The organism is Paraburkholderia sp. (assembly GCF_035501035.1).
Lineage (GTDB): Bacteria > Pseudomonadota > Gammaproteobacteria > Burkholderiales > Burkholderiaceae > Paraburkholderia.
In genome coordinates this window covers 1-4,819 of record NZ_DATJWR010000420.1, presented here as the reverse complement: position 1 = coordinate 4,819, position 4,819 = coordinate 1, and the positions used below count along the sequence as shown (strand labels likewise).

At 64.6% G+C, this 4,819-nt stretch carries 6 protein-coding genes; 1 reads left to right on the top strand and 5 read right to left on the bottom strand.

Annotated elements, in window-relative coordinates:
* Positions 1-597, top strand: a 597-nt coding sequence (locus VMJ11_RS29975; protein WP_325624439.1) for a phosphoribosylformylglycinamidine synthase subunit PurQ, incomplete at its 5' end; no start/stop codon positions are given.
* 339 nt (positions 598-936) lie between these two features.
* Here VMJ11_RS29975 and VMJ11_RS29970 read toward each other — a convergent pair.
* From VMJ11_RS29970 to VMJ11_RS29950, 5 genes are all read right to left on the bottom strand, one after another.
* Positions 937-1,716 carry a peptidylprolyl isomerase gene (locus tag VMJ11_RS29970; RefSeq protein ID WP_325624437.1) on the bottom strand — a complete coding sequence of 260 codons (780 nt, stop codon included), beginning with the start codon at positions 1,714-1,716 and terminating at the stop codon, positions 937-939.
* Between the two features lie 62 nt (positions 1,717-1,778).
* The gene (locus VMJ11_RS29965) at positions 1,779-2,090 is read right to left on the bottom strand and encodes a BolA family protein (RefSeq protein WP_325624435.1); all 312 of its coding nucleotides are present in this window, start codon (positions 2,088-2,090) and stop codon (positions 1,779-1,781) included.
* A complete protein-coding gene (locus tag VMJ11_RS29960; protein ID WP_325624433.1) occupies positions 2,087-2,620 on the bottom strand; it encodes a septation protein A in 534 nt (177 codons plus the stop codon). The genes VMJ11_RS29965 and VMJ11_RS29960 overlap by 4 nt, the downstream gene beginning before the upstream one ends.
* Positions 2,621-2,721: 101 nt before the next feature.
* Positions 2,722-3,141 carry a peptide-methionine (R)-S-oxide reductase MsrB gene (gene msrB / locus VMJ11_RS29955; RefSeq protein WP_325624431.1) on the bottom strand — a complete coding sequence of 140 codons (420 nt, stop codon included), beginning with the start codon at positions 3,139-3,141 and terminating at the stop codon, positions 2,722-2,724.
* Positions 3,142-3,190: 49 nt separating this feature from the next.
* The gene (locus tag VMJ11_RS29950; protein WP_325624441.1) at positions 3,191-4,798 is read right to left on the bottom strand and encodes a protein adenylyltransferase SelO; all 1,608 of its coding nucleotides are present in this window, start codon (positions 4,796-4,798) and stop codon (positions 3,191-3,193) included.
* Positions 4,799-4,819: the final 21 nt, after the last annotated feature.

The window sequence follows — 4,819 nt, the reverse complement described above, 5'->3', positions numbered from 1 at the left end:
TTCTCGTACGGCGACGTGCTGGGCGCGGGCGAAGGCTGGGCCAAGACGATCCGCTTCAACGCGAAGCTCGCGGACATGTTCGCGGCGTTCTTCGCGCGCGAGGACACGTTTGCGCTCGGCATCTGCAACGGCTGCCAGATGATGTCGAGCCTCGCCTCGATGATCCCGGGCGCCGAAGCCTGGCCGAAGTTCACGCGCAACAAGTCGGAGCAGTTCGAAGCGCGCTTCTCGCTCGTGGAAGTGCAGCGCTCGCCGTCGATCTTCTTCAACGGCATGGAAGGCTCGCGCATTCCGGTTGCCGTCGCGCACGGCGAAGGCTTCGCGGACTTCTCGCAGCAGGGCGACATCGCGAAGGTGGCGGTGGCGATGCGCTACGTCGACCATCGCGGTCAGGCGACCGAGGGCTATCCGTTCAACCCGAACGGCTCGCCGCAAGGCATCACCTCGGTCACGACGCCCGACGGCCGCTTCACGGTGCTGATGCCGCACACCGAGCGCGTGCAGCGCACGGTGACGATGAGCTGGCACCCCGAAGGCTGGGGCGAGGCGAGCCCGTGGATGCGTGCGTTCCAGAACGCGCGCAAGTGGGTGGGCTAAGGCTTAGCGCTCGATTGCCGTTTTTCGCTCATCGAGCTGAGACCCCGACCACGCCCCGACTCTGGGCGCGGTCGGGGTCTTTTCTTTTGTGCATTCTGGCGGCACTTGGACCGTCTTGCGGTGAATGGAGCGATTGATCTCCGCATGATTTGCGGTGATTGGGTTGTGCCTGCGGTGAATGCGGCGTGAAGTTGCTCAACAGGCTGCTCGATGGCTTGGAGGGCAAGCTCAACGGCAGCACGACCGGTGCGTGCGCAGCGAAGTGGAAAGTCTCAACAAAAAACCCCGCGCCTCTGAAGGTCGCGGGGTTTGCTATCGAAGCAGCACTGCCAGGCAGTTTTACTGAATCTTCGCCTGCTTGCGCAGATTCTCTTCGAACGCCTGCAGCTTTTCCTGCTGGATCTGCTGGACGATTTGCGCTCGCACCTGCTCGAGCGGCGGCGGCGTGACAGGGCGGATGTCGTCCACGCGGATGATGTGCCAGCCGAACTGCGTGTGCACCGGCGTATCCGTCATCTGGCCTTTCTGCAGGTGCGTGGCCGCGTCCGCGAATTCCGGCACGTAAGCCTTCGGATCCGACCAGTCGAGGTCGCCGCCGTTCTTGGCCGAGCCCGGGTCCTTCGAGTACTGCTTCGCGAGGTCTTCGAAGCTTGCGCCAGCCTTGATCTTCGCGATCAGGTCCTTGGCCTGCTGCTCGTTGTCCACGAGGATGTGGTGCAGGTGGTATTCGTTGCCGCCCGCGTCCTTCGTGAGCTGGTCGTAGCGCGCCTTCACTTCGGCGTCGGTCGGCTGGTTGTTCTTCACGAAGTTTTCGATCAGCGCGCGCAGCACGACGGTTTGCTGCGCCACGGCGATCTGCGCCTTCACGTCAGGCTTATTCGGAATGCCTTCGCGAATGGCCTCCTGCATGAGGATCTCGCGGTTCACAAGTTCCTCGCGCACGGCCATCTGCAGTTGCGGCGAATCCTGCTGCCCTTGATGGACGAGCTGCTCGACCAGCGCATCGGCGCGCGCTTTGGGAATCGGCGTGCCGTTCACGACGGCGATATTCTGCGCAAAGGCGGGAGCCGCCGCGCATGCAGCCAGCAACACCCAGAGATGGGTTTTCTTCAAGGTCATCGGAATGTCCTAACGGGGCGAACCAAAATGGCGAACACAAGGATCGCGGTCAAATTGTGCGGTTACCGGGGCAGCGCCGCGGCTTCTTCGGGCGTGAGCGCCGTGATCGCGAGAGCGTGAATGCCGCGCTGCATGGCCTCGGCCAGCGCATCATACACCATGCGATGCCTTGCCACGCGGGCTTTCCCCGTGAATGCGGCCGCAACGATCGTGACGTGATAGTGACCGCCCGCAGCGGCGCCGGCGTGCCCGGCATGCTGTGCGCTGTCGTCGCGCACGACGATCGACTCGACGGGGGCAAGCGCCGCGGCGAGGCGCGTTTCGATGAGCGCCATGCGCTCGGCCGGGCTCGCCTGGAGAAAGGTGTCGCTCATTCCTCTTCCTTCATGTAACGCGAAAGCCACAGACTCTGGCCGACGATGAACACCACGAGAATGCCGGTCGCGCCGAACAGCTTGAAATCGACCCATGCGTCGGTGGAGAAGTGGTACGCGACGAACAGATTGAGGATGCCGAGCAGCGCGAAGAAGATCGCCCACACGAAGTTCAGCTGCGTCCAGATGCGCGGCGGCAGCGTGATCTGCTTGCCCATCATCGCTTCGATGAGGTTCTTGCCGAAGAGCACCTGCGAGACGAGCAGCACGACCGAGAATGCCCAGTACAGCACGGTGGGCTTCCACTTGATGAAGGTTTCGTCGTGCAGCATCAGCGTGGCGCCGCCGAACACGACGACGATGCCGAGCGAGAGCCACAGCATGGGGTCGACCTTGCGGTGACGGAATGCCACCCACGCGATCTGCACGAGCGTCGCGCCGATGGCCACGGCCGTCGCCGTGAAGATGCCCCAGAGCTTGAACGCGACGAAAAAGAGGATGATCGGGAAAAGATCAAACAGAAATTTCATTATCGGCCTGGAAATTTACAAGATGAGCCGCAAAAAGAGGGCACGACGCTTTCAAGGCCGTATCGCACCCCGCGCGGGGCGCGGGGGTGGCTTGCCAGCGTTCACTTGGGCTCGAATTGTAGCGCAGCCGAATTGATGCAATACCGAAGGCCGGTCGGGGCCGGGCCATCCTCGAACACATGGCCGAGGTGCGCGCCGCAGTTCTTGCAGCGCACCTCGATGCGCAGCATGCCGTGCGTGCGGTCGGTCTTCTCTTCGATCACCTCGCCGTTGATCGGGCGGAAGTAGCTGGGCCAGCCGCAGCCCGCGTCGAATTTCGTGTCGGATTCGAAGAGCGGGTTGCCGCAGCAGACGCAGTCGTAGACGCCGCGGTCGAAGTGGTCCCAGTACTTGCCCGTGAAAGCGCGTTCGGTGGCCGCGTGGCGCGTGACCTGGTATTGCGTCGGGTCGAGCTGCTCGCGCCATTGCTCGTCGGACTTGTGGCCGGGGTAGGCAGGGGAGTTGTGGTCGTCCTGGCTCATATCGGGTTCCTGTCGGGTGGAAAGCAAGATCACGCAGATGGGGGCGGGTTCACGAAGAGCAACTGACTTCGAGCGAGCCCGCCCAGTCGGGGGGCAGCGCCGCGTAGGCCGCGTGCTCGGGCTGCTCGTCGAACGGGTGCTCGAGCACCCTGGCGAGGCGATCGACCTCGCTGAAGTCCTTTTGCGCAGCGCGCTCGATGGCCGTTTGCGCGAGGTGATTGCGCAGCACGTACTTCGGATTCACGCGGTTCATCGCAGCGGCGCGCGCGGCGTCGTCGCGCGACTCGTGCGCAAGGCGCGCGCGATAGTCGGTGGCCCAGGCGTCGAAGGCAGCGCGATCGAGGAAGAGGTCGCGCACCGAGGTGTCGCCATGCGCGCCATGCTTCGAGACCTGCGCGAGATTCCGGTAGGTCAGCGTGAAGTCGGCCCGGTTCGCATGCATGATTTCGAAGAGGCGGTTGGCGAGCTGGTCGTCGCCTTCGCGCGCCTGCTCGAGGCCGAGCTTCGCGCGCATGCGCGCTTCGAGCGCGGGCGCGAAATGCCCCTTGAAGCGTTCGAGCACGGCCTGGGCGTCGGCCACTACGCGCTCGCCGCGCTGTTTTTCATCGGCGATGTCGTAGTGCGCGCCGAACAGCGGCACGAGCGCCTGCGCGAGGCAGAAGAGATTCCAGTAGGCGATCTGCGGCTGCATGCGGTAGGCGTAGCGGCCCTGCGAATCGGAATGATTGCAGATGTGATTGGCGTCGAAGCCATCCATGAAGCCGAACGGGCCGTAATCGATCGTCAGACCGAGGATCGACATGTTGTCGGTGTTCATCACGCCGTGGCAGAAGCCCACGGCCTGCCACTCGACCATTAGCGCCGCCGTGCTGCGCACGGCTTCGTCGAGCAGCGCGAGATACGGGTCGTCGGCTTCGCGCAGATGAGGCCAGAAACGCGCGATCACGTGATCGGCCAGCGTGCGCAGTGCGTCCACGTCGTCATGCGAATAGAAGTGCTCGAAATGGCCGAAGCGCACGAAGCTCGGCGAAACGCGCGTGACGACGGCGGCCGTCTCGATCTCTTCGCGCCGCACAGGCTGATCGGAGCCGATCACCGTCAGCGCGCGCGTGGTCGGAATGCCGAGATGATGCATCGCCTCCGAGCACAGGAACTCGCGAATCGACGAGCGCAGCACGGCGCGGCCGTCGCCCATGCGGGAGTAGGGCGTGCGGCCCGCGCCCTTGAGCTGCACTTCGTTGCGCTCGCCGCCGTGCTCGACTTCGCCGAGCGTGAGTGCGCGGCCGTCGCCGAGCTGGCCCGCCCAGACGCCGAACTGATGCCCCGAGTAGACGGACGCATACGACATCGCCGAAGGCGGGCGTTCGCGCGTGAAGTTGCCGCAGAAGAACTCGGCGAACGCGGGATCGGTGACGGCGGCGGCATCGAGGCCGAGCCGCCCGGCCATGGCCTTCGAAAAGCCGATGACATAAGGCGCGGGCAGCGGCGCGCCGGGCAGCCGTGTGTGAAAGCGCGCGCCGAGCGCGGCGAATGCGTTGTCGCGTGGCGCGATCAGGGCGTGCTCGAAATCGGCGAGCGGACCGGCAGCGGGCGAGCGCGGGGCGGACGTACCGCCCTCCGTAGCCGGGGTTGGGGTAATGCCTGGTGAAAACGACATATTGAGGGCCTTTTGAATAGC